This window comes from uncultured Piscinibacter sp., from assembly GCF_937952055.1.
Lineage (GTDB): Bacteria > Pseudomonadota > Gammaproteobacteria > Burkholderiales > Burkholderiaceae_C > Piscinibacter.
In genome coordinates, this window is the sequence record NZ_CALFYO010000007.1 from 1 (window position 1) to 19010 (window position 19010).

General features: G+C 68.6%; 20 protein-coding genes, 1 tRNA gene and 1 pseudogene. 16 read left to right on the top strand and 6 right to left on the bottom strand.

The features are described 5' to 3' along the window. Nucleotides 1–36 precede the first annotated feature (36 nt). The 7 genes and pseudogenes from Q0599_RS26085 to Q0599_RS01600 form a co-directional block, all read left to right on the top strand. Nucleotides 37–201, top strand: a pseudogene (locus tag Q0599_RS26085) (S1/P1 nuclease); the annotation flags it as partial. Between the two features lie 100 nt (nucleotides 202–301). Beyond that, a complete protein-coding gene (locus Q0599_RS01575; RefSeq protein WP_298824795.1) occupies nucleotides 302–733 on the top strand; it encodes a hypothetical protein in 432 nt (143 codons plus the stop codon). 97 nt (nucleotides 734–830) lie between these two features. Beyond that, a complete protein-coding gene (locus Q0599_RS01580) occupies nucleotides 831–1697 on the top strand; it encodes a tyrosine-protein phosphatase (protein ID WP_298824702.1) in 867 nt (288 codons plus the stop codon). Between the two features lie 95 nt (nucleotides 1698–1792). Next, a complete protein-coding gene (locus tag Q0599_RS01585; RefSeq protein WP_298824704.1) occupies nucleotides 1793–2140 on the top strand; it encodes a hypothetical protein in 348 nt (115 codons plus the stop codon). A 32-nt stretch (nucleotides 2141–2172) separates the two neighbouring features. Continuing rightward, nucleotides 2173–2484: an HdeA/HdeB family chaperone gene (locus Q0599_RS01590; RefSeq protein WP_298824706.1), complete on the top strand. Its 312-nt coding sequence runs from the start codon at nucleotides 2173–2175 to the stop codon at nucleotides 2482–2484. A gap of 93 nt (nucleotides 2485–2577) precedes the next feature. Further along, nucleotides 2578–2651: transfer RNA gene (locus Q0599_RS01595), tRNA-Gly, on the top strand. 59 nt (nucleotides 2652–2710) lie between these two features. Beyond that, nucleotides 2711–3577 carry a diguanylate cyclase gene (locus Q0599_RS01600; RefSeq protein WP_298824709.1) on the top strand — a complete coding sequence of 289 codons (867 nt, stop codon included), beginning with the start codon at nucleotides 2711–2713 and terminating at the stop codon, nucleotides 3575–3577. A gap of 3 nt (nucleotides 3578–3580) precedes the next feature. On the opposite strand, the gene Q0599_RS01605 is transcribed toward Q0599_RS01600, so the two are convergent. Continuing rightward, on the bottom strand, nucleotides 3581–5059 hold the full coding sequence (locus Q0599_RS01605) for an NAD-dependent succinate-semialdehyde dehydrogenase (RefSeq protein ID WP_298824712.1): 1479 nt from the start codon (nucleotides 5057–5059) through the stop codon (nucleotides 3581–3583). 78 nt (nucleotides 5060–5137) lie between these two features. On the opposite strand from Q0599_RS01605, the gene alaS reads away from it, so the two are divergent. Next, nucleotides 5138–7765, top strand: coding sequence for an alanine--tRNA ligase (gene alaS / locus Q0599_RS01610; protein ID WP_298824715.1), 2628 nt, complete (start codon nucleotides 5138–5140; stop codon nucleotides 7763–7765). Nucleotides 7766–7771: 6 nt separating this feature from the next. Here alaS and Q0599_RS01615 read toward each other — a convergent pair whose 3' ends face one another. The 4 genes from Q0599_RS01615 to egtD form a co-directional block, all read right to left on the bottom strand. Continuing rightward, on the bottom strand, nucleotides 7772–8551 hold the full coding sequence (locus Q0599_RS01615) for a ChaN family lipoprotein (protein ID WP_298824718.1): 780 nt from the start codon (nucleotides 8549–8551) through the stop codon (nucleotides 7772–7774). A gap of 124 nt (nucleotides 8552–8675) precedes the next feature. Continuing rightward, entirely contained in the window at nucleotides 8676–9794 is a 1119-nt protein-coding gene (locus Q0599_RS01620) for a YbdK family carboxylate-amine ligase (protein WP_298824722.1), read from the bottom strand. Between the two features lie 12 nt (nucleotides 9795–9806). Next, complete coding sequence (locus Q0599_RS01625; RefSeq protein WP_298824725.1) at nucleotides 9807–11054, bottom strand: cation:proton antiporter; 1248 nt, start codon at nucleotides 11052–11054, stop codon at nucleotides 9807–9809. A 94-nt stretch (nucleotides 11055–11148) separates the two neighbouring features. Next, nucleotides 11149–12099, bottom strand: a complete 951-nt coding sequence (gene egtD / locus Q0599_RS01630) for an L-histidine N(alpha)-methyltransferase (RefSeq protein ID WP_298824728.1) — start codon at nucleotides 12097–12099, stop codon at nucleotides 11149–11151. 101 nt (nucleotides 12100–12200) lie between these two features. On the opposite strand from egtD, the gene Q0599_RS01635 reads away from it, so the two are divergent. The 5 genes from Q0599_RS01635 (at nucleotide 12201) to dut (ending at nucleotide 16376) form a co-directional block, all read left to right on the top strand. Continuing rightward, complete coding sequence (locus Q0599_RS01635; protein ID WP_298824731.1) at nucleotides 12201–12734, top strand: TlpA disulfide reductase family protein; 534 nt, start codon at nucleotides 12201–12203, stop codon at nucleotides 12732–12734. 61 nt (nucleotides 12735–12795) lie between these two features. After that, on the top strand, nucleotides 12796–13902 hold the full coding sequence (locus Q0599_RS01640; RefSeq protein ID WP_298824733.1) for a transglutaminase family protein: 1107 nt from the start codon (nucleotides 12796–12798) through the stop codon (nucleotides 13900–13902). A gap of 10 nt (nucleotides 13903–13912) precedes the next feature. Continuing rightward, entirely contained in the window at nucleotides 13913–14713 is an 801-nt protein-coding gene (gene lepB / locus Q0599_RS01645) for a signal peptidase I (RefSeq protein ID WP_298824736.1), read from the top strand. Next, nucleotides 14698–15930 (top strand): bifunctional phosphopantothenoylcysteine decarboxylase/phosphopantothenate--cysteine ligase CoaBC, encoded by a 1233-nt coding sequence (coaBC, locus tag Q0599_RS01650; RefSeq protein WP_298824738.1) that lies wholly within the window; start codon nucleotides 14698–14700, stop codon nucleotides 15928–15930. Before lepB ends, coaBC begins: the two co-directional genes overlap by 16 nt. Then, on the top strand, nucleotides 15927–16376 hold the full coding sequence (gene dut, locus Q0599_RS01655; RefSeq protein WP_298824741.1) for a dUTP diphosphatase: 450 nt from the start codon (nucleotides 15927–15929) through the stop codon (nucleotides 16374–16376). Before coaBC ends, dut begins: the two co-directional genes overlap by 4 nt. A 23-nt stretch (nucleotides 16377–16399) precedes the next feature. Here dut and Q0599_RS01660 read toward each other — a convergent pair whose 3' ends face one another. Beyond that, entirely contained in the window at nucleotides 16400–16921 is a 522-nt protein-coding gene (locus Q0599_RS01660; RefSeq protein ID WP_298824743.1) for a peptidylprolyl isomerase, read from the bottom strand. Nucleotides 16922–16956: 35 nt separating this feature from the next. On the opposite strand from Q0599_RS01660, the gene Q0599_RS01665 reads away from it, so the two are divergent. The 3 genes from Q0599_RS01665 to Q0599_RS01675 all read left to right on the top strand — a co-directional run bounded on the left by Q0599_RS01665 (nucleotide 16957) and on the right by Q0599_RS01675 (nucleotide 18979). Next, the gene (locus Q0599_RS01665) at nucleotides 16957–18093 is read left to right on the top strand and encodes a cupin domain-containing protein (protein WP_298824798.1); all 1137 of its coding nucleotides are present in this window, start codon (nucleotides 16957–16959) and stop codon (nucleotides 18091–18093) included. Then, nucleotides 18090–18578, top strand: a complete 489-nt coding sequence (locus Q0599_RS01670; protein WP_298824747.1) for a hypothetical protein — start codon at nucleotides 18090–18092, stop codon at nucleotides 18576–18578. Before Q0599_RS01665 ends, Q0599_RS01670 begins: the two co-directional genes overlap by 4 nt. A 146-nt stretch (nucleotides 18579–18724) precedes the next feature. Beyond that, nucleotides 18725–18979, top strand: a complete 255-nt coding sequence (locus Q0599_RS01675; RefSeq protein ID WP_298824750.1) for a hypothetical protein — start codon at nucleotides 18725–18727, stop codon at nucleotides 18977–18979. Nucleotides 18980–19010: the final 31 nt, after the last annotated feature.

Genomic DNA, 19010 nt, shown 5'->3' on the forward strand with positions numbered 1-19010 from the left:
GGACGAAAAGAGCATCGGCCTGAGCGTTCTCTACAACTGGTAGGCCAACCGGCTCACGAAGGCAAGCCCACCGGGCAGGCACTCGAGGCCTTGTCGCTCAATTACTCCATGCTCGCGAATCTCGAGTCGTCGCCCGCGGAACGCGCGTTCGGATTGTGCTGGGTGATGCACATCATGGGCGACATCCACCAGCCCCTGCACGTCAGCGATTACTTCTCCAAGGATTACCCGACGGGCAACTCGGCGGCGACCCAGAGATACGTGATGGACCCTGTCACCAATTCACCCATCCCCCCTGCACATCCTGTGGGACAGCAATGTGCTTCGTATTCCGACCCTGGAGGAGGTGGATCGTCACGCGCAGGCCTACATGAAGAAGCATCCGCGCTCGTCCTATCCCGAGTTGAAGGCGACGCCGATCACCGACCCGAAAGCCTTCGAGAAGTGGGCGAAGGAAAGCCACCAGGTGGCCGCGGACTGGGCTTACAACCTCACGACGCTGCCCGATCCGAACAAGGACCAGCCCGCCGACAAGCTGGTTCAGAACATGATCAATTTCATCCTGAATGGCGTCTCGCCGGTGAAGGAGGCCCCGGCATTGCCTCCCGGCTACTGGGACAGGCTGCAGAGCACGACGGAGCGGCGCCTGACGCTGGCCGGTTACCGGATCGCGGACCTGGTGTTCGCAGCCGCTGCCCAGATCGAAGGGCAAGCGAAGTTCATGGGGCGATGAGCCGCGTCAGCGGCCTCGTTCGACACACGGGGGTGAGCGGGGGACCCGCGTCCCTTGGCGCCATGAGAGGAGAGTCGTGAGAACCACAGCACGATGGATGAGCCTGCTCGCAGGGGCGCTCGTCACGATCACTTTGACCGGGGGCTGCGCGCAAACCGCACCTTCCGCGCCCGCCGGCAGGAATGTCGGCATCGGGTCGATTCCTAATCTGCGCGACCTGGGCGGCTACCGAACGGCCGATGGCAAGACCATCGCGAGCGGGCTCGTCTATCGCTCCAACCAACTGAGCGGCATCCCACCCGCCGACATGGAGAAGCTCGCCGCCCTCGGCCTGAAGAACGCATTCGACTTGCGCACCGCTGAGGAGCGCGACAAGCGTCCGGAGGAATTGCCGACAGGCGTCAAGTACGTCGTGCTCGACGTGCTTGCGGACTCGCCCGCCGCGGGGCCGGCGCAGCTGGAGAAGCTGATGACCAATCCGAAGCAGGCCAATGCGGAACTCGGCGGCGGCAAGGTGGTCGCTGCGTTCCAGGCGTCGTATCGCGAATTCATCGCGCTGCCGAGTGCAAGGCGCGAATTCAGCAAGCTCTACCAGTCGCTCGGTGACCGGCAGCAGGTGCCTGCACTCTTCCACTGCACGACCGGCAAGGACCGGACGGGGTGGGCGGCCGCCGCGTTCTTGTCATTGATGGGAGTGCCGAAGGAGCAGATATACGCGGACTACTTGCGCAGCAACGACTACATTCTTCCCGCCTACCAGAAGGCGATCGACGGATTCGTCGCGGCTGGCGGCGACGCGGAGATCCCGAAGGCCATCCTGGGCGTGAAGAAGGAATACCTCGACGCCGCATTCGACGAGATGCAATCGAAGTACGGCACGATCGACAAGTACTTCGCTGACGGCCTTGGCATCGATGCCACGAAGCAGAAGGCCCTGCGCGAGCTGTACCTCGTCAAGAAATAGGCGTGCGCTGGCAGACGCCATGCGCCGCGACCGACCTCACAGGCTCAACGATTCGGAGGACCGCGATGTCTTGCAAGTTTCCCGCTCGAATGTCCATGCCGTTGCTCATCGCGGCGGCCATGGCTGCCATGCCAGCGCTGTCGCAGACCACGACCGTGATCAAGCAGGAGGTGGTTCCTCAGACCACCGTCGTGGTCAGGGCGGTGCCATCGGCGGCCGAGTGCGGGGCGCGCGCTGAACGGGCGGCGATGAACTCGGCCGGGGTCGCGGGCGGGGCAGTCGGCGGCAGCTTCGGCGGCGCGGCCTTCGGTGCAATCGTCGGAGGCAGCAAAGGAGCGGCCCGCGGGGCCGCCGCCGGGGCGGTCGTCGGCGGTATGGCCGGAGGGGCGCGGCGCAATGAGATCTACAGGCGCGTCTACGACGATTGCATGAGAGGTTTGTGATCGACAACCCGTCATCCGAAAAGGAGATCTGAATGTTCAAGAAGAAAGTTGCTGTCGCAGCATTTGCGGCCTTGTCTGTCGCTGCGATGAACGCCTCGGCTGCCGATCAACCGAGCCAGAACGCGAGGGACCTGAAGGACCATAGCTGCAAGGACCTCATGCGACTGTCGGGACAGGACCGCGATGTCGCCCTGGCGCTGGCGCACGGCTACGTGCTCGGCAAGAAGGGCACCACGAAGTACGAGATCGACAAGCTGGCGCAGATCACCGACAAGTTCATCGATCACTGTCTCGATAACCCGAAGGACAATGCGATGGCGGCGTTCGAGAAGATCGCGAAGTAATCCGACGGCCCCGTCGGCCCTTGGGACAGCGGACGCGACACGGGAGCGCGAAGCGCGGCAAGGGGGAGCGGGAGGCTAGAATATCCGCCTGCTGCGGGTGTAGTTCAATGGCAGAACGGCAGCTTCCCAAGCTTCATACGAGGGTTCGATTCCCTTCACCCGCTCCACGATTCGCCGTCCAGAGGGCCCGCCAGGGCCCTCTGTCGCATCCGGAGAGAGCCGCGCCATGAGCCTCGAATCGCTGCGTGTGCTGGTGCCCGAGTTGCTGCGCGATGTCGTGCAGGCATCGCTGGCCGTCTCCAGCGCCGGGCCGTTCGAGGTGGTCGCGTTTCCCCCGGGTTCATCCTTTGACGCCGGCGACGTCGACGCCGTGCTGCTGCCTCAAAGCTCCGGGCTGGCCGACCTGCCCGCCGATGCGGCTGCGACGGCGCTGGTGGTGGTGGCCGAAGGGGACGATGCCGCGCCGCTGATCGCCTGGCTGCGCCAGGGCGCGGCCGATGTGGTCGGCGCGCACGACCTGCGATCGCCGGGTTTCGGTGCGCGCGTTCGCGTCGCCGTCGAGCGCCGCCGCATCGAGCGCGAGGCTCGCCAGGCCTATGCCACCGATCTGGCCACCGGCTTGCCGCACCGGCAGCAGCTGGTGGAGCACATGAGCCACCTGATCGCGCTGCGCGAGCGCCAGCCGGCGCCGATGGCGGTGCTGGTGCTGCGCGTGGAGGGCTTCGGAACTGTCACGGCGCGCTTCGGGCGCGAGTCGGCCAACGTGCTGCGCCGCAAGCTGGCAGTTCGTCTGCGCGCGGGTGTGCGCGCGAGCGACGTGGTCGCGTCGCTCGGCGAAGACAGCTATGCGGTGCTGCTGGCGGCGCTGCTCGCGCCGGGCGACGCGGCGCATGTGGGTGCCAAGCTGCTCACGATGCTGCGCTCGCCCTTCCAGGTGGCCGGACAGGAAGTGGCACTCGCCGCGGCGCTCGGCGTCGCCCTGCACCTGCGCGATGGCGCCAAGCCCGAGGTGCTGCTGGCACGCGCGAGCGCGCTGGCCGCCGCGGCGCCCGCCGAAGGCCGCCTCACCGGCGCGGCGGCCAACGACGGCTGAGCGTCACTTCAGGATGTCGCCCAGGCAGAGGTACTTGATCTCGACATAGTCGTCGATGCCGTGGTGCGAACCCTCGCGCCCCAGGCCCGACTGCTTCACGCCACCGAAGGGCACCTCGGCGGTGGAGATCAGGCCGGTGTTGATGCCGACCATGCCGTACTCCAGCGCCTCGCCGACGCGGAAGATGCGGCCGATGTCGCGGCTGTAGAAATAGCTCGCCAGGCCGAACTCGGTGTCGTTGGCCATCGCGATGGCCTCTTCCTCGGTCTTGAAGCGGAACACGGGGGCCACCGGGCCGAAGGTCTCCTCCTTCGCGCACAGCATGTCGCCGGTGACGTCGGCCAGCACGGTCGGGGTGTAGAAGCGCTCGCCGATCTTGGTGCCGCCCACCACGACCTTGGCGCCCTTGCTCAGCGCATCCGCGACGTGCCGCTCCACCTTGCCGATCGCCTGGTCGTCGATCAGCGGGCCCTGGTTCACGCCCGCTTCGAAGCCGCTGCCGACCTTGATGCCCTTGGCCTTCTCGGCCAGCTTGGCGACGAAGGTGTCATAGACGCTGTCCTGCACGTAGAGGCGGTTCGCGCACACACAGGTCTGCCCGGCATTGCGGTACTTGCTGACCATCGCGCCCTCGACGGCGCTGTCGATGTCGGCATCGTCGAAGACGATGAAGGGCGCGTTGCCGCCGAGCTCGAGGCTGAGCTTCTTGACCGTCGGCGCGCATTGCGCGGCGAGAATGCGGCCGACCTCGGTGGAGCCGGTGAAGGACAGGTGGCGCACGATGTCGCTCGCGCACAGCACCTTGCCCACGGCGATGGAGTTGGGCCCGTCGGCGGTGATGACGTTGAGCACACCGGCCGGCATGCCGGCCCGCTGCGCCAGCTCGGCCACGGCCAGCGCCGACAACGGCGTCTGCTCGGCCGGCTTGATCACCACCGGGCAGCCGGCGGCCAGCGCCGGCGCGACCTTGCGCGTGATCATCGCGATCGGGAAGTTCCACGGCGTGATCGCTGCGCAGACGCCCATCGCCTGCTTGATGACGAGGTAGCGCTTGTTGCCGTCGGTGGTCGGGATGGTCTCGCCGTAGATGCGCTTGGCTTCCTCGGCAAACCACTCGAGGAAGCTGGCACCGTAGCCGACTTCGCCCTTTGCCTCGGCCAGCGGCTTGCCCTGCTCGGCGGTCATGATGCGGGCCAGGTCGTCGGCATGCTGGTGGAGCAGGCGGAACCAGGCCATCAGGATGGCGGCGCGTTCCTTGGCGGTCTTGCCGCGCCAGGCCGGCCAGACTTTCTCGGCCGCCTTCAGCGCGGCCTCGGCCTCGGCCGGGCCGAGGTTGGCGACGTCGGCGAGCTTCTGCCCGGTGGCCGGGTCGTGCACGTCGAAGCGGCTGCTGCCGGCGACCCATTCGCCGTTGATGAGGGCGTTGGTCTTCAGCAGCGAGGCGTCGGCCAGGGTGGCCAGCGGTGAGGTTTTCATGTCCATGCGCAGTCTCCGGAGTGCAGCCCGCCACTTTACTGCGGCGGGCCGGCGGCCGAGGTGCCCCCGGTAGAATTCCGCTTCATGAAAGCCGCCGACATCCGCCAAGCGTTCCTGAAGTTCTTCGAGTCCAAGGGCCATGCCATCGTGGCCTCCAGCCCGGTGATCCCGGGAGACGACCCGACGCTGCTCTTCACCAACGCAGGGATGAACCAGTTCAAGGACGTCTTCCTCGGCTTCGACAAGCGACCCTACAACCGAGCCACCACCTCGCAGAAGTGCATCCGCGCCGGCGGCAAGCACAACGACCTGGAGAACGTCGGCTACACCGCGCGGCACCACACCTTCTTCGAGATGCTGGGCAACTTCAGCTTCGGCGACTACTTCAAGAAGGACGCGATCAGCTACGCCTGGGAACTGCTCACCGAGGTGTTCAAGCTGCCCGAGGAGAGGCTGTGGGTCACCGTCTACGCCGAGGACGACGAGGCCTACGAGATCTGGAACAAGACGGTGGGCGTGCCCGCCGAGCGCATCGTGCGCATCGGCGACAACAAGGGCGCGCGCTACGCCAGCGACAACTTCTGGATGATGGGCGACACCGGCCCCTGCGGCCCGTGCACCGAGATCTTCTACGACCACGGCGCCGAGATTCCGGGCGGACCGCCGGGCAGCCCGGACGAGGACGGCGACCGCTACATCGAGATCTGGAACAACGTGTTCATGCAGTTCAACCGCGACGAGGCGGGCGTGATGCACAGGCTGCCCAAGCCGAGCGTGGACACCGGCATGGGGCTGGAGCGCATCGCCGCGGTGCTGCAGCACGTGCACTCGAACTACGAGATCGACCTGTTCGTCAACCTGCTGGCGGCGGCCAAGTCGGCCGTGGACGCCGCGGGCGGTGGCGACTGCGACAAGAGCAGCCCGAGCCTGAAGGTCATCGCCGACCACATTCGCGCCTGCGCGTTCACCGTCACCGACGGCGTGATCCCCGGCAACGAAGGCCGCGGCTACGTGCTGCGCCGCATCGCCCGCCGTGCCATCCGCCACGGCTACAAGCTCGGCGCGCGCAAGCCCTTCTTCCATGCGCTGGTGGCGCCCCTGGTGGACGAGATGGGCGAGGCCTACCCGGAGCTCAAGCGCGAGAAGCTGCGCGTCACCGAGGTGCTGAAGCAAGAGGAGGAGCGCTTCTTCCAGACCATCGCCATCGGCATGGAGATCCTGGAAGCGGCGCTGGCCGGCGGCACCCGGCAGATCGACGGCGAGACGGCGTTCAAGCTGCACGACACCTACGGCTTCCCGCTCGACCTCACTGCCGACGTCTGCCGCGAGCGCGGTGTGACGGTCGATTCCGCCGGCTTCGAGGCGGCGATGAACCGCCAGCGCGAGCAGGCACGCGCCGCGGGCAAGTTCAAGATGGCCGCGGGCCTGGAGTACGACGGCGCGGCCACCGCGTTCCACGGCTACGAGCACCTGGTGTGCGAGCACAGCAAGGTGACGGCGCTGTACGTCGACGGCACGCCGGTGCGCAAGGCCCGGGCCGGCGACGACGTGGTGATCGTGCTCGACCACACCCCCTTCTATGCCGAGAGCGGCGGCCAGGTCGGCGACACCGGCGAGCTGCGCAATGCCCGCTCGCGCGTCCTCGTCGAGGACACGATCAAGGTGCAGGCCAGCGTGCATGGGCACAGCGGCCGGATCGTCGAGGGCGAGGTGGAGATCGGCGACGTGTTCGTCGCGCGTGTCGACGGCGAGACGCGCGCGAAGACGATGCGCAACCACAGCGTCACGCACCTGATGCACAAGGCGTTGCGCGAGGTGCTCGGCGGCCATGTGCAGCAGAAGGGTTCGCTCGTCAACGCCGATCGCACCCGTTTCGACTTCGCGCACAACGCGCCGATGAGTGAAGAGCAGATCGCCAAGGTCGAGGCCATCGTCAACGCCGAGATCCTCGCCAACGCTGCCACGCAGGCGCGCGTGATGGGCATCGACGAGGCGCAGAAGTCCGGCGCGATGATGCTGTTCGGCGAGAAGTACGGCGACGAGGTGCGCGTGCTCGACATCGGCTCGAGCCGCGAACTCTGCGGCGGCACGCACGTGCAGCGTACCGGCGACATCGGCCTGTTCAAGATCGTCGCCGAGAGCGGCGTGGCCGCCGGCGTGCGCCGCGTCGAGGCGGTGACCGGCGGCAACGCGTTGGCCTACCTGCAGTCTCTGGAGGGCACGGTGAACCGCATCGCCGGCACGCTGAAGACGGCGCCGGCCGAGGTGCCGGCGCGGCTGGCGCAGGTGCTGGAGCAGGTGCGCTCGCTCGAGAAGGAACTCGCTGCGCTCAAGGGCAAGCTGGCCTCGGCGCAGGGCGACGACCTGATCGCGAAGGCGGTCGACGTGAAGGGCCTGAAGGTGCTGGCTGCGCAGCTCGACGGTGCCGATGCGAAGGCGCTGCGCGAGACGCTCGACAAGCTGAAGGACAAGCTCAAGAGCGCCGCCATCGTGCTGGCCACGGTAGACGGCGGCAAGGTGCAGCTCGCCGCCGGCGTGACGGCCGACGCCACCGCGCGGGTGAAGGCCGGCGAGCTGGTCAACTTCGTCGCCCAGCAGGTGGGCGGCAAGGGCGGCGGCAAACCCGACATGGCGATGGCCGGCGGCACCGAACCTGCCGGGCTCGGCGCGGCGCTCGCCTCCGTGCAGGGCTGGGTGGCCGAGCGCGCCTGAGCGTGCTCAGGATCGCCCGGGCGGATGGCGCAGCCGCTCGGCCAGGCCTTCGCAAGGGTCCGGACGCGGCGTGAGGCGCGCCGCGCGCAACTCGTCGGCGGCGAGACCGTGGCTCTCGGGCCCGAAGATCACCACGTGCACGCGGGGGGCGCCATGGCGCAGCGCCAGGTGCAGGGGCACGCCGCGGTCGCGCGAGGCATGCTGCGCGCCGGTGAGCAGCACCACGCGCTGGCCGGGGCGCACGGCGCCGGCGACAGTCTCCGCCATGGCCTGATCGCGCGCGATCTGTATGCGCACCATGCCGGGCTCCTGCGCCGGCGGCAGCAGATCGCAGTGACCCTCGCGCACCGCGGCGGCGAGCTTCGCGCGCACCGGCGCGTCGACGAGTGCTTCGCGGCTGGCGTCGCCCATGGTGTCGCGAAGCCGAGAGCGCGGCAGGTTGCCGCCCAGCACGGGCACGCCGGCACGCACCGCGGCCATCACCACCTCTTCGTAGACCGACCAGGTCCAGCCCGACCAGGCGAGTGCGCCACGCACGCCGGCGGCATCCGCGTCGCGCGGCAGCCCGGCCGTGCTGCGGCCCTGTTCCGCCATCTCGATCACCAGCGCGGCCAGCCGGCCCTCGGCCGCGAGCCGGGTGACGGTGCGTGCGGTCTGGCGCTGGTGGTCGGGTTGGTCGTGCTGTTCGCCAAAGATCAGCACCTCGGCGTCGGGCAAGGGCGGGGGCGGCGCGACGCAGGCGGCCAGGAGCAGCAGGGCGGCGAAGGGGAGCAGGTGCGACTTCATCGGGCCAGCATACGATAGCCGCGGGAGGTCCGCCGCCGTTGAGCATCGCCAGCCGATGCGCCACGCCGCGCGATGCCGCCGCCTGCGCGACGGCGCGGCCGCAATCGATCCCGCTGACGGGGCGTCAGCTTTCGCCCATCCAGCGCCGCGCCGAGGCTTCCACCACGGCCGACAGCGGCCGACCGGCGCCGCGCAAGCCGCGCAGCCACTGCGCGTCGTTGCCGGCGAACAGGCTCTCGCGGATCAGGTTGCTCGCGTCCAGCGCCTGCAGGTCCAGCGCATGCTCGTCGATGCGCGCCAGCGTGCGCAGGATGTCGTCGCGCAGGCGTTGGCGCTCCTTGGTCTTGGGGTCGACGATCTCGCCGTCCAGCCCGAAGCGGCAGGCCTGGAAGCGGTTGAAGGTGTAGACGAGGTAGTCGTCCTCGGCCGGCTCGAACGGCTTCTGCTCGCGCAGGTAGCGGCAGATGCACTGCAGGTAGCAGGCCAGCGCGGCCGCCTTCTCGACCGTCAGCGGCGTGTCGCAGACGCGCAGCTCGATCGTGCCGTACTCGGGCTTGGGGCGGATGTCCCAGTAGAAGTCCTTCATCGACTGCACGACGCCGGTGCTGGTCATCTTGTCGAAGTAGTGTCCGAACTCGTCCCAGGACAGGCAGAAAGGCGCGCGTCCCGACAGCGGGAAGGCGAACACCGAGTTGAGTCGCGCCGAGTCGAACCCGGTGTCCACGCCCTGAACGAAAGGCGAGGAGGCCGACAGTGCGATGAAGTGCGGCACGTAGCGCGACAGCGCGTGCAGCAGCCACAGCGCCCGGTCGCCGTCCTCGCAGCCGACGTGCACATGCTGGCCGAACACGGTGAACTGCTTGGCCAGGTAGCCGTACAGTTCGCTGATGTAGTGGAAGCGCTCGCCGGGGAAGATCTTCTGCTGGCTCCAGTGCTGGTAGGCGTGCGTGCCGCCGCCGGCGATGCCGATGTTGAGCTTGCGCGCGCCGCGCGCGAGCTGGTCGCGCAGGTCGCGCAACTCGGCGAGCAGCGTCGCGTGCTGGCGCTGGATCGAGGTGCCGATCTCGATCATGCTGCGCGTGATCTCCGGTTTGACGTCCCAGTCGCCGCTGTGGCCCTTGAGCACCCGAAGCAGGTCCTCGGCCTGGGGGGCGAGGTCGAAATCGTGCGTGCTGACGAGCTGCAGTTCCAGCTCGACGCCCAGCGTCAACGGCTGCGATACGGTGAAGTCTTGCAGGGCCATCGGCGTCGGGCCTTAGTGGTCGTTCGTCTCGCGCGCCAGGTGGCGCAGGGAGAGCTGGGTCCAGATCGGCCCGGTTACCTGCATCAACGTGGTGGCAAGCAGCAGGGCATGGATGGTCGGTGTGTGCGTGCCGCCGAGCTGCGAACTCCAGCCGAAGGTGTCGGCGGCGAGCAGCACTGCCAGGCTGCTCATCGGCTGCAAGGCCAGGCTCAGGCCCAGCGCCTGCCGGTGGCTGAGCCCGCTGACGCGTGCCAGCCCGGCAATGGCGGCCGCCGTGCCGGCCAGCCGCGCGAGCACGATGACCAGCACCCAGGGCCAGAGCGTGGTGAGGCCCTCCAGCGTGAAGAGCAGGCCCAGGCAGATGAACAGCAGCACGTTGAGCACCGCCCCGGCCGATCCGAGGTGCGGCTCGACGGTCAGCGCGTGCTTCATGCGCGCACGCGCCGTCATGCCGGCGACGAGCAGGGCGAGCAGCGGCGAGAGCGTCCACTGCGCGGCGAGCATGCTGGCGATGATCACCAGCGCGATCTGCAGTACCGGCATGGCTGGCGTGCCGCGCACCAGCGGGCTGAGGCGGTCGAGCGCGAAGCCGCAGGCGACGCCGAGCAGGAAGGAGCCGCTGATCACGCGCAGCGCGCTGATCGACGCGTGCGTGAACTCTTCGGCGGGCGAGCCGGTGTCGGAGGCGAGCACGATGCGCAGCACCTTCAGGCCAATCACCGCCACCACGGCGTTGAAGGCGGCCATCATCAGCAGGCGTTCGGTGACCTGGCCGCGTGCGCGCGATTCGTGGGTGACGGCGAGCACGATCACCGGCGAGGTCGATGCCGCGACCGTGCCGACCACCGCCGCGGTGAGCCACGGTGCGCCGAGCCAGCCGAGCGCGAGCGTGACGAACAGGCCGCACAGCAGCGCCTGCAGCAGGCAGCTCAGCGCCAGCCAGCGGTTGTCGAGCAGCCAGCGCGGCCGGATGCGCGTGCCGAGTTCGAAGAGCAGGGCGCCGATGGCGAGGTCGATCAGCGGCTTCCACGGATCGAGGTCCAGGCCTTCGAAGAGCCGCAGCATCACCGGGCCGGCCACGGCACCGGTGACCATGTGGCCGCAGATGCGCGGCAGTCGCCAGGTGCGATGCAGCGTCTCGGCCAGCAGGATCGCCACCAGCATCAGCAGCGCCAGGCCGAGCACCGGGTCGGCGGCGCGCAGACCGTCGAGCGTCCACAGGGGCGCCGACGCGGCAGACGCGGGAGCAGCGGTGGTCATCGGTTCAGGAGTCGGCATGGGCCCGGCACTGTAGACCAGGTTCGTGCGTCAGAGATGACGACCGGCGCTTTCCGCCGATCGCGCAGAAGTCCCGTCAGGGGAGGCCGAGGAAGACGGCGAAATCGCTGCGCTCGTCGCGCCAGATGCGGGTTTGCGAGAAGCCGGCCGCGCCCAGCAGCGACTCGAAGCCATCGACGGTATATTTGTACGAATACTCCGTGAGGATGCGCTCGCCGGCCTCGAAGCTTCGCCCTCCGCTGGGCCAACTCACCACCGTGGAAGAGCGGGCCTGGAGGTGCATCTCGATGCGCGAGGCGCGCTCGTCGTAGAGGGCCATATGCCGCCACTGCGAAACTTCGAAATCGCTGCCGATCACGGCGTTGAGGTGGCGAAGCATGTTCAGGTTGAAGGCCGCCGTGACGCCGAGCGGGTCGTCGTAGGCCGCCTCCAGCCTGCCCTTCGCCTTCACCAGGTCGACCCCGACGAGCAGCGCTCCGTCGTCGGCGTGGCTGCGCACGCGGCGCAGGAAGGCCAGCGCCTCGTCGGGCGTGAAGTTGCCGATGCTCGAGCCCGGGTAGAAGAACAGCGGGCGGCCCCGGGAGAGGCCGGCGGGCAAGGCCAGCGCGGTCGAGAAGTCCATCCCCAGCGCCACCATCTCGATGCGCGGATGCTCACGATGCAGGCGTCGCAGCGCCTCGCGGACGAACTCCACCGACACGTCCACCGCGACATAGCGTGCGGGCTCGATCAGCGGGAACAGCCCGGCGGCCTTCGCGCAGTTGCCGGCGCCGAGGTCGAACATCGTGCCCACCGTGCCGACGGCCCGTGCCATCGCTGCACCATCGAGCTCGAAGATGCCTGCCTCGGTGCGCGTCGGGTAGTACTCGGGCAGTGCCGTGATCGCCTCGAAGAGCATCGAGCCGAGCCGGTCGTAGAAGTACTTGGGCGCGATGCTCGCCTGGGGCGCGAGCAGGGCCGCGCAGGTCGCGGCGTGTTCGGCCCTGAGGTCGGACTGCTGGATCTGGAGGAAGCGCGGTTCGGTCATGGGAGGCTCGGCGGGGCGGGCGTCGGGTCATCTTGCACAGCGTTCGGGGCTTTGTCGAGCCTGTCGGCGCGGTCTGACGCACTCCGCCAGAATGCCCGCCGATGAACGTGACTGTTCGACTCCCGCGCCGCACCGTGCTGCGCGCCGGCGCGGCGGCCCTGCTCGCGCACGCGTCGCTCGCCCGCGCGTCCTTCGAAGTGCGGCCCTGGCCGTCCTCACGAGCGGTGCCGCCCTTGTCGCTGGTCGATCTCGACGGACGGACTTGGTCGCTGGCGGCCCTGCGTGGCCGGCCCGTGGTGCTGAACTTCTGGGCCACCTGGTGCGAGCCCTGCCGCGCGGAAATGCCTTCGCTGGACCTGATGGCCCTCAAGCACGAGCGCGACGGCCTGGCGGTGCTCACCATCAATTTCCGAGAGTCCGCATCGGCCATTCGCCGCTTTCTCGACGCCGTGCCGCTGTCGCTGCCGGTGCTGCTGGACCGCGACGGCGCCGCGGCACGTGCCTTTGCCGTCTCGGTGTTCCCCACCACGTTGATGGTGTCGCGGCGCGGCCGTCCGGTGGCCGAGGTTCGCGGCGAGGTCGACTGGACGGGCGCGGACGGCCGCGCGCTGGTCGAGTCACTGATCGCCACGTGATCAATAATGCGCCGCTCGGCCCACGTGCGGCGTGATGAACCGCTGTCGAAGGAGTAGATGCATGAACCACTTCACCCGTCGTGAACTGCTCGGCGCGGCCGCTGCCGCGGGCGCCGCCGGCCTGCTGCCTGCCGTCGCGTTCTCACAGGAGCGCCGCTTCGCGCCCGAGCCGGGCGCATGGCGCACCTTCGAGATGACCACGCGGGTGGAACTGTCCAAGCCCCAGGGCGACTCGCGAGTGTGGATCCCGCTGCCGTCCGTCGACAGCGACTACCAACAGTCGCTCGACAACGCCTGGACGGGCAATGCCGCGGCAACGCGCGTGGTGGCCGACAGCCGCTATGGCGCGAAGATGCTCTACGCGGAGTTCGCCGCGGGCACCGCCGCGCCGGTGCTGCAGGTGACCAGCCGCGTGCAGACGCGCAGCCGTGCCACGGACTGGTCGCGCAAGGCCTCGGTGCAGGAGGAGCCGGCGACGCTCAGGTCGTGGCTGGCGGCCACCGAGTTGATGCCCACCGACGGCATCGTGCGCAGCACCGCGCAGGAGGCGACGCGCGGCGCCAAGACCGACGTCGAGAAGGTGCAGCGGCTGTACGACTGGGTGGTCGCCAACACCTACCGTGAGCCCAAGGTGCGAGGCTGCGGCACGGGCGACATCAAGTCCATGCTCGAGACCGGCAACCTGGGCGGCAAGTGCGGCGACATCAACGCGCTGTTCGTCGGCCTGTGTCGTGCAGCGGGCGTGCCGGCGCGCGATGTCTACGGCATCCGCCTCGTGCCTTCGGCATTCGGCTATCGCGAGCTCGGCGGCAACCCGGCCAAGCTGCAGGGCGCGCAGCATTGCCGCGCCGAGGTGTTCCTGGGCGCGCACGGCTGGGTGGCGATGGACCCTGCCGACGTGGGCAAGGTGATGCGCCAGGAAACCGGGGAGTGGATCAAGGACGTCAACCATCCGGTGGTGGCGCCGGTGAAGAAGGCCCTGTTCGGTGGCTGGGAGGGCAACTGGCTGGCCTACAACACGGCGCACGACGTGGCACTTCCCGGCGCCAAGGTGGGCGACAAGCTCGGCTTCCTGATGTACCCGCAGGCCGAAAGCGGCGAGGGGCGCTACGACCCACTCGACCCGGACAATTTCAGGTACACCATCAGCGCGCGCGAGCTCGCCTGAGCGGCGCGCCGTGCAGATCGGCTTTTCGGTCAACGAGATCCTCTTTCTCGCCACCGTGGCCACCGGCGCCTGCTGGTCGGCGTGGCGGCTGCGGCTGCGCCGCCTCGGCGACGCAGCGGCGAAGAAGCCCTGGTGGGTGCACTTCGGCGCCGAGCTGTTCGTCGTCGTCGCGCTGATGTTCACCTGCCGCGTGGCGCTGGCCGACTGGCCCAGGGTGCCCTCGGGCTCGATGGAGCCCACCCTTCGTGTGGGCGATTACCTGCTCGTCAACCACCTGGTCTACGGCCCGCGACTGCCTTTCACGAACACGGCGATCGAGTTCGCCGCGCCGCAGCGTGGTGACGTGGTGGTGTTCCGCTATCCGGCGGACGTGTCGCAGTTCTACGTGAAGCGGCTCGTCGGACTGCCCGGCGACGTGGTTCGTTTCGAGAACGGTGTCGTCAGCGTCGGCGACGCGCCGGCCCAGGTGCGTCTGCTCAGCGAAGGCAGTGGCGAAGGTGTGGCCGAGGAGGATCGCGGCCAGTGGCTGATGCACGAGTCCATCGACGGCCACGGCCACCGCATCAAGGTCAACCCATTCGTGCAGGGCCGCCTCCCCGTGGAGGGCATCGAGTCGGACTGCATCGTGCAGCGTGCCGGCGCCTGGCGCTGCGTCGTGCCGCCCGGACATTACCTGATGCTCGGCGACAACCGCGACAATTCGGTCGATTCGCGCCACTGGGGCTTCCTGCCGCACGAGCAGGTCTACGGCAAGGCGGTGCGGGTGCTGTTCAACTTCTCGGACTGGTCGCGCGCATGGATGCCGTTGTGAATGCCCAGGGCGAACTCGCCGGCCGGCACCTGGTGCTGGGACTGTCGGGCGGCATTGCCTGCTACAAGGCCGCCGAACTGACGCGGACGCTGGTCAAGGCCGGCGCCACCGTGCAGGTGGTGATGACGGAGGCCGCCGAGCACTTCATCACGGCGGTGACGATGCAGGCGCTGTCGAATCGGCCCGTCTACGTGAGTCAGTGGGATGCGCGGGAGCCCAACAACATGGCGCACATCAACCTGACGCGCGAGGCCGATGCGGTGCTGGTGGCGCCAGCCAGCGCAGACTTCGTCGCCAAGTTGCTGCATGGGCGCGCCGACGATCTGCTCAGCCTGCTGTGCCTGGCGCGGCCGATCGAGCGTTGCCCGCTGCTGGTTGCGCCGGCGATGAACCGCGAGATGTGGGCGCACCCGGCCACGCAGCGCAACTTCGCGCAATTGCGCGCGGACGGTGCCACTGTGCTGGGCCCTGCGGCCGGCGACCAGGCTTGTGGAGAGATCGGCGACGGCCGCATGCTCGAGCCGCAGGAACTGCTCGACGAACTGGTGGCGTTCTTCCAGCCCAAGCCGCTGCTGGGCAAGAAGGTGCTGATCACCGCCGGCCCGACCTTCGAGCCGATCGACCCCGTGCGCGGCATCACCAACCTGTCCAGCGGCAAGATGGGATTCGCGATCGCGCGTGCTGCCGCCGATGCCGGCGCCGAGGTCACGCTGGTGGCGGGGCCGGTGCATCTGCCCACGCCGCGTGGCGTGAGGCGCGTCGACGTGCGCACCGCGCAGCAGATGCATGACGCGGTGCTGCCCGCGGCTGCGCGGCACGATGTCTTCATCGCCACTGCGGCGGTGGCCGACTGGCGGCCGGCGACATTGTCGGAACAGAAGATCAAGAAGAACGGCAACAAGGTTGCGCCCAGCTTCGAATTGACCGAGAACCCGGACATCCTCGCCGCGGTGGCCAGGCTGCCCGAGCGGCCCTATTGCGTGGGCTTCGCCGCCGAGAGCCACGACCTGCTCAAGCATGCGCGCGAGAAGCTCGAGCGCAAGCGGGTGCCGCTGATCGTCGGCAACCTCGGGCCCGCCACGTTCGGCCAGGACGACAACGCGCTGACGCTTGTCGACGCGAAGGGCCATCGGGAACTGCCGCGCGCCGACAAGCTCACCCTCGCCCGCGCGCTGGTCGCCGAGATCGCCGCGCGCCTCAGCACCGCCATCACATGACCATCATCGACCTGAAAGTGCTCGACCCGCGCATGGCCGAGCAATTGCCCGCCTACGCCACCAGCGGCAGCGCCGGCCTCGACCTGCGCGCCTGTCTCGATGCGCCGCTCGTGCTGATGCCCGGGCAGGCCCAACTCATCCCGACGGGCATTGCCATCCACATCGGCGACCCGGGCTTGGCGGCGATGATCCTGCCGCGCTCCGGCCTGGGCCACAAGCACGGCATCGTGCTCGGCAACCTCGTCGGCCTGATCGACTCCGACTACCAGGGCCCCCTGATGGTGAGTTGCTGGAACCGCGGACAGGCCGAGTTCACCGTGCAGCCGATGGAGCGCATTGCGCAACTGGTCATCGTGCCGGTCGTCCAGGCGGCGTTCCGGCGCGTCGACGATTTCGGCGCCTCGCAGCGCGGTGCCGGCGGCTTCGGTTCGACGGGCAAGCACTGACGCGGCGACGCCGCGTCAGTGCATCAGTGCAGCTGCGGGCCCGCCGGGGCGGTGTTGAGCACCGTGAAGGCCGACGAGCCGACCGTGCCGCCCTCGATCTCGTCCTCGGTGGCTGCTCGCACGTCGCGCACCTGCAGATCCAGACGCAGCGCCATGCCGGCCAGCGGATGGTTGCCGTCCAGCACCACATGTTCCGGATACACCTCGGTGACCGTGTAGATCGCATCGGAAGGCATGTCCGGCGTGGCCGCGCCCGGAGGCGGGCCGTCGAACTGCATGCCAACCTCCACGCCTTCGGGCAGGATGGACCGCGACTCGAAGAAGACGAGCGACGGGTCGTAGTCGCCGAAGGCGTGCTCGGGCTCGAGGTGCAGCACCGTCGTGAAGCCGGTGTCCTGGCCGAGCAGCGCTTCCTCGACCTTCTCGAGCAGGTCGTCGCCGCCGTAGAAGAACTCGAGCGGCTCGGCGAGCTCGTCGATCAGGTTGCCTTGGGCATCTTGCAGTCGCCAGGTGAGGGTGACGACGCAGGGGGGCGTGATGAGCATGCGGAGATGATCGCACAATCACCTTCATGACCCCGATCGACATCGCCTCGCCGACCGCTCTGCTCGGCGGCCTCAGCCCGCAGCAGTTCATGCGCCGGCACTGGCAGAAGAAGCCGCTGCTGGTGCGCCAGGCGCTGCCCATGCCCAGGCCTTTCGTCTCGCGCGCCGAGCTGTTCGCCTTGGCAGCGAGCGAGGACGTGGAGTCTCGACTCATCGTGCGCGACGGCCGCGACTGGACGCTGCGTCACGGGCCTCTTGCGCGGAGGGCGCTTCCGGCGTTGACACGCACACGGTGGAGCCTGCTGGTGCAGGGCCTGGACCTGCACTTGGAGCAAGCGCGTGAAATGCTCGAACGCTTCCGCTTCGTGCCGGACGCCCGGCTCGACGATGTGATGGTGTCCTTCGCCACCGACGGCGGCGGTGTCGGCCCGCACTTCGATTCCTACGACGTGTTCCTGCTGCAGATCCACGGCACGCGGCGTTGGCGCATCGGACGCTTGCCGGATCCGCAACTGCAGAAAGGCGTGCCGCTGAAGATCCTCACCAACTTCGTCGCCGAGCAGGAGTGGCTGCTCGAACCCGGCGACATGCTCTACCTGCCGCCACGCTGGGCCCACGACGGTACCGCCGAGGGCGAATGCATGACCTGCTCGATCGGCTTTCGCGCCGCCGGCGCGCACGAGCTCGCGCGCGACCTGCTGCAGCGGGCCCTGGACGCCGACGAGGCACGCGAGGACGACCGCCTCTACCGTGACCCGAAGCAGCAGGCGAGCACGCAGCCGGGCCGCATTCCCGAAGCGCTTCGGGAATTCGCGCGCGTGTCGCTGCAGCACTGGCTGCACGCGCATGGCGGCTTCGACGTTGCGCTCGGCGAGGTGCTCAGCGAGCCCAAGCCGGGCGTGTGGTTCGATGCTGGCGCGTCACTGCCTGAACGGTGCGCGGTGCGGCTCGATCGGCGCACGCGCATGCTGCACGACGCCGCGCATGTGTTCATTAATGGCGAGGCGTTCCGCGCCGGCGGCCGCGATGCCACACTGATGCGGCGACTCGCCGATCGGCGCGAACTCGGGTCCCGCGAACTCGCCGCCCTGAGCGACGATGCGCGTGGGCTGCTCGAACAATGGGCGCAGGCCGGCTGGATCCATGCCGTGGCAGAGGGAGAGACCCGATGAGCGAACCGACCCGCGCGATCTTCGATTCGCGCAGCGACTTCCAGAACGCCGTGCGAGGCGCCTTCGCCGAGGCGGCGCTGGTCGGCTGCCGGGACATTTGGCTGATCGATGACGACTTCGCCGACTGGCCGATCGGCGAGCGAGCCGTCATCGACGACCTGACCCACTGGGTGGCTGCGCACCGCAGTCTGACTGTCATTGCCCGCAGTTTCGACGAGATCACCCGTCGTCACTCCCGCTGGGTGACATGGCGTCGTCAGTTCTCGCATGTGGTGCATTGCCGCACCAACAATGAACTGGAAGCCGGACAGATGCCCAGCATCCTTCTGGCGCCTGGCCTTCTTTCGGTGCGGCTGCACGATCACGTCAGCTATCGCGGCGTGGCCTCGCGGGAGGCGGCCGATGCGGTGCAGTGGCGGGAATTGATTGATGCGGTTTTGCAACGCTCGCAGGAGGCCTTTCCCGCGACGACTTTGGGGCTCTAGGGGACTTCCCTAGGGCTGGCTATAATCATAGGCTGGCCAGAAGGAGACGTTCGAGCTCTGCGGGCCTTTTGGATGGGCCTCTGCCGAATCGGAGGGATCCCACGATTACCGGTGATTGTTCGACTCTTTGATTTGAGGACACAAGTATGAAGAAGACCGTTCTGCTGGCTTCCCTGGTTGCTGCCGTCGCTCTTGCCGCCTGCGGCAAGAAGGAAGAGGCTCCCGCTCCTGCCGCGCCCGCTGCTGTGACCGCTCCGGTCGCCGCCGCTGCTGACGCGGCTTCGGCCGCCGTGGCTGGCGCCGCTTCGGAGGCCGCCGCCGCCGTTGCCGGTGCCGCTTCGGAAGCCGCCGCCGCGGTGAGCGAGGCTGCTTCGGCCGCTGCTGACGCCGTCAAGAAGTAATCGGTTTCGTACCGAATCGCTTCCAGGGCCG

Excerpts from the sequence above, each read along its gene's own strand:
- Q0599_RS01580 (WP_298824702.1), top strand. The coding sequence starts at position 831 with ATGAGCCTGCTCGCAGGGGCGCTCGTCACGATCACTTTGACCGGGGGC.
- Q0599_RS01585 (WP_298824704.1), top strand. The coding sequence starts at position 1,793 with ATGCCGTTGCTCATCGCGGCGGCCATGGCTGCCATGCCAGCGCTGTCG.
- Q0599_RS01590 (WP_298824706.1), top strand. The coding sequence starts at position 2,173 with ATGTTCAAGAAGAAAGTTGCTGTCGCAGCATTTGCGGCCTTGTCTGTC.
- Q0599_RS01600 (WP_298824709.1), top strand. The coding sequence starts at position 2,711 with ATGAGCCTCGAATCGCTGCGTGTGCTGGTGCCCGAGTTGCTGCGCGAT.
- Q0599_RS01605 (WP_298824712.1), bottom strand. The coding sequence starts at position 5,059 with ATGGACATGAAAACCTCACCGCTGGCCACCCTGGCCGACGCCTCGCTG.
- alaS (WP_298824715.1), top strand. The coding sequence starts at position 5,138 with ATGAAAGCCGCCGACATCCGCCAAGCGTTCCTGAAGTTCTTCGAGTCC.
- Q0599_RS01615 (WP_298824718.1), bottom strand. The coding sequence starts at position 8,551 with ATGAAGTCGCACCTGCTCCCCTTCGCCGCCCTGCTGCTCCTGGCCGCC.
- Q0599_RS01620 (WP_298824722.1), bottom strand. The coding sequence starts at position 9,794 with ATGGCCCTGCAAGACTTCACCGTATCGCAGCCGTTGACGCTGGGCGTC.
- Q0599_RS01625 (WP_298824725.1), bottom strand. The coding sequence starts at position 11,054 with ATGACCACCGCTGCTCCCGCGTCTGCCGCGTCGGCGCCCCTGTGGACG.
- egtD (WP_298824728.1), bottom strand. The coding sequence starts at position 12,099 with ATGACCGAACCGCGCTTCCTCCAGATCCAGCAGTCCGACCTCAGGGCC.
- Q0599_RS01635 (WP_298824731.1), top strand. The coding sequence starts at position 12,201 with ATGAACGTGACTGTTCGACTCCCGCGCCGCACCGTGCTGCGCGCCGGC.
- Q0599_RS01640 (WP_298824733.1), top strand. The coding sequence starts at position 12,796 with ATGAACCACTTCACCCGTCGTGAACTGCTCGGCGCGGCCGCTGCCGCG.
- coaBC (WP_298824738.1), top strand. The coding sequence starts at position 14,698 with ATGGATGCCGTTGTGAATGCCCAGGGCGAACTCGCCGGCCGGCACCTG.
- dut (WP_298824741.1), top strand. The coding sequence starts at position 15,927 with ATGACCATCATCGACCTGAAAGTGCTCGACCCGCGCATGGCCGAGCAA.
- Q0599_RS01660 (WP_298824743.1), bottom strand. The coding sequence starts at position 16,921 with ATGCTCATCACGCCCCCCTGCGTCGTCACCCTCACCTGGCGACTGCAA.
- Q0599_RS01670 (WP_298824747.1), top strand. The coding sequence starts at position 18,090 with ATGAGCGAACCGACCCGCGCGATCTTCGATTCGCGCAGCGACTTCCAG.
- Q0599_RS01675 (WP_298824750.1), top strand. The coding sequence starts at position 18,725 with ATGAAGAAGACCGTTCTGCTGGCTTCCCTGGTTGCTGCCGTCGCTCTT.